Source organism: Sutterella sp. (assembly GCF_052272535.1).
Lineage (GTDB): Bacteria > Pseudomonadota > Gammaproteobacteria > Burkholderiales > Burkholderiaceae_F > Sutterella.
Genome location: NZ_DAVZJY010000227.1, coordinates 1 through 3,528 on the forward strand (window position 1 = coordinate 1; position 3,528 = coordinate 3,528).

General features: G+C 65.2%; 2 protein-coding genes. One reads left to right on the forward strand and one right to left on the reverse strand.

What is annotated here, in order from left to right; genetic code table 11:
- Positions 1-6 precede the first annotated feature (6 nt).
- Complete coding sequence (locus ACT6Y9_RS09500; protein WP_443744347.1) at positions 7-1,116, forward strand: peptidase T; 1,110 nt, start codon at positions 7-9, stop codon at positions 1,114-1,116.
- A 130-nt stretch (positions 1,117-1,246) separates the two neighbouring features.
- Here ACT6Y9_RS09500 and ppk1 read toward each other — a convergent pair whose 3' ends face one another.
- The gene (gene ppk1 / locus ACT6Y9_RS09505; protein WP_443744348.1) at positions 1,247-3,511 is read right to left on the reverse strand and encodes a polyphosphate kinase 1; all 2,265 of its coding nucleotides are present in this window, start codon (positions 3,509-3,511) and stop codon (positions 1,247-1,249) included.
- Positions 3,512-3,528 lie beyond the last annotated feature (17 nt).

The following is a 3,528-nucleotide window of genomic DNA, read 5'->3' on the forward strand; positions in this document are numbered from 1 at the left end:
TGAGCGTTGGTCAAGTGGAGAATCCCCGTCCTTCAGGGCGGGGAGTGCGTCAAGGCACACCTGCCCTCCAACCTCCCCGCGGGCGCCAAGGCCCCGAAGGTCGGCTGGTGCGCGCACCTCGACACGGTGGACGCGGGCCTGTCGCCCGAAATCCATCCGCAGGTGATCCGCGGCTACCAGGGCGGCGACATCTGCCTCAACAAGGAGAAGGACCTCTGGATGCGCGTCAAGGAGCATCCCGAGGTCGAACGCTACGTGGGCGACGACCTCGTCGTGACGGACGGCACGTCGGTCTTGGGCGCCGACAACAAGTCCGCCGTCGCCAACATCATGACGGCGCTCCACATCATCCAGGACGAAGCGCGCCCGCACGGCGACATCTACGTCGCTTTCGTGCCCGACGAAGAGATCGGCCTGTGCGGTGCGAAGAAGATCGACTTCTCGAAGTTCCCGGTGGACTTCGCCTACACGATCGACTCGTGCGAATTGGGCGAGATCGTCTGGCAGACCTTCAACGCCGGCAGTGCGCGGCTCGACATCCAGGGCGTCACCGCGCACCCGATGAGCTCCAAGGGCGTGCTCGTCAACCCCATCCTCGCCGCGCACGACTTCATCGGCATGCTCGAGCGCACCGAGACGCCGGAATGCACCGCCGGCACCGAAGGCTTCGTCTGGGTGAACGGCATCTCGGGCGGCCCCTCGAAGTGCTCCGTCTCGATGAAGATCCGCGACCACAACCTCGAGGGCTACAAGGCGAAGAAGGCCTTGATCGCGGCGGCCGCCGAGTACCTCAAGACCCGCTACCCGCGCGCGAAGATCGCCCTCGCGTTTGAGGACGTCTACGGCAACATCGCCGACGCGATCAAGCCCGAGAACCGCGCCTGCGTCGACCTCCTCGAGGAGGCGATGGGGCTCGAGGGCGTCAAGCCGATCAACCTCGCGATGCGCGGCGGCACGGACGGCTCCTTCATCTCCACGCAGGGCATCCCGACCCCGAACTACTTCACCGGCGCGCACAACTTCCACAGCTCGTGCGAATTCATGCCGATGGGCTCGTGGCTGAAGAGCCTTGCGGTGACGCTGCGTCTGGTCGCCCTCACGGCGGGCGGGCGCTGATTTCCGCTTTGAAGGGGGCCGTTGCGGGGCCTCCGGATCTCCAACAGACGAAGAAGGGCGGCCCCCCTCAGCGGGAGCCGCCCTTCTTCTCCTTCTTGGGTGCGTTCAGAACGCACCCTTCTGCTGCGGATTATTCCGCGTGGCCGTAGTGCTTCGCGAGGTAGGTCTGCGAGTCCACCGCGCGGCCGTTCTTCGGCGGCGTGATGCGCTCGTAGATGCCGTCGGAGTGGAGCACCCAGCACTGCGTGTTGTCGGCGAGCTGCAGGTCGAGGGTCGCCTTGATGCGGTTGCGGATCCCGCGGTCGAGGACCGGGGTGAGGACTTCAATGCGCCCGTCGAGGTTGCGCGGCATGAGGTCGGCGGACCCGATCAGCATGAAGGGATCGCCGCCGTGCCGGAAGTAGTACGCGCGCGCATGCTCGAGGAAGCGCCCCACGATGCTGCGCACCGAGATGTTCTCGCTCACGCCGGGGATGCCCGGACGCAGGCAGCAGATGCCGCGCACGATGATCGAGATCTTCACGCCCGCTTGGCTCGCGGCGTAGAGCGACTTGATCACCGCGCGGTCCACGAGCTGGTTGCACTTGAGGATGATTTCGCCCTTGCCGGACTTGCGGTGGCATTCGATCTCGCGCTCGATGTGGGCGATGATCGAGGAGCGGGTGCTGTGGGGCGACACGACGAGCTCGCGGTAGGCGGTCTGGTTGGAGTAGCCCGTCATCACGTTGAAGAGGTCCGAGACGTCCGCGCAGATGTCCGGGTTCGCCGTGAAGAGCGCGTAGTCCGTGTAGATTTTCGCCGTGCTCGGGTTGTAGTTGCCCGTCGAGATGTGCACGTACCGGCACATGCCTTCGGACTCGCGGCGCACGACGAGGCAGAGCTTGGCGTGGATCTTGAGGCCGACGAAGCCGTAGACCACGTTTACGCCCGCCTTCTCCATCTCCTCGGCCCAGTTGATGTTGCGCTCTTCGTCAAAGCGCGCCTTGAGCTCCACGACGGCAGTCACCTGCTTGCCGCGGCGGCGCGCGTCGATGAGCGCGGCCACGATCGGGCTGTTCGAGCCGCAGCGGTAGAGCGTCTGCTTGATCGCGACCACCTGCGGGTCGGCCGCGGCCTGGCGGATGAACTCGAGCACGCCGTTGAAGCTCTCGTACGGGTGGTAGAGGAAGACGTCGCGGCTCTTGATGGTCGGGAAGACGTCGCCTTCGGCGATGAAGGCGGGTTCAAGCCCCTTGTAGGGCGGATCCTTCAGGGCCGGGCGGTCGAGGCCGATGAGCGGCATGAACTCGTTCATCGCGAGCGGGCCGCGGATGCGGAAGATCTGGAAGGGCAGGAGCTCGAGCTTCTCGGTGAGGAAGCTCGTGAGCGCTTGGTCCGAACCGTATTCGAGCTCGAGGCGGATCACGTCGCCGAAGCGCCGCTGGTCGATGAAGTCCTTGACGGCGGCCAAGAGGTCGTCGGCCTCGTCCTCTTCAATTTCGAGGTCGGTGTTGCGCGTGATGCGAAAGAGCATCGACTTGCGGACCTTGTGGCCCGGGAAGAGCTTTCCGAGGTGCTCGCGGATCAGGTCTTCGAGCAGGATGATGTCGTCGTCGCGCCCGTTCGGGTTGAAGCCGAGCTCGGCGTAGGCGGACTCCTTCGTGCGCGGCACGAAGATGAAGCGCGGCATGTTGTTCGGGGACTTGAGGCGGGCGTAGCGCACGCTTCCGTCGGGGCCCTCGAGCTCAACGAGAAAGTTGAGCGAGATGTTCGAGATCGTCGGGAAGGGATGCCCCGCGTCGATCGCCTGCGGCGTGAGGATCGGATAGATCTCGTTGAGGAAGTACCCCTCGAGGAAGCTCTTCTGCTTCTCCGTGAGGTCCTTGTAGCGCACGATCGAGATGCCCTTCTTCGCGAGTTCGGGGACGAGCTCCTTCCAGTGGTTCTGCGCGCGCGCGAGCATGCCGAGGACGCGGCGGCGGATCTCGGCGAGCTGCTTCACCGGGGCGAGGCCGTCCGCGGAGCACGAGGGCGCGCCGATCTTGAACTGTCGAATGATGTTCGACACGCGCACCATGAAGAATTCGTCGAGGTTGTTGTGGAAGATCGAGAGGAACTTGAGCTGCTCAAGGAGCGGCGTCTTCGCGTCGCACGCTTCGTCGAGGACCTTGCGGTCGAATTCAATCCAGTTGAGCTCGCGGTTGATGTAGAGGAGCGGATCGTCGAGATCAGGCACGCCCGTGACGGGCGGCAGCGGCGCGGGAGCGTCCTCGGTCGTCTGAGCGGCCTTCGCCTTCGGGGCGGCGCGCTTCTTCGCGGGCTTGGTCGTCTTGACGGCCTTCGCCGCAGCGCGCTTCTTCGGCGCGGGCTTCTGCTCTTCGGCAGCCGCGGGCGTCGCCGCGGCTGCGGCCTTCACGGTCTCTTCAGGCTTTT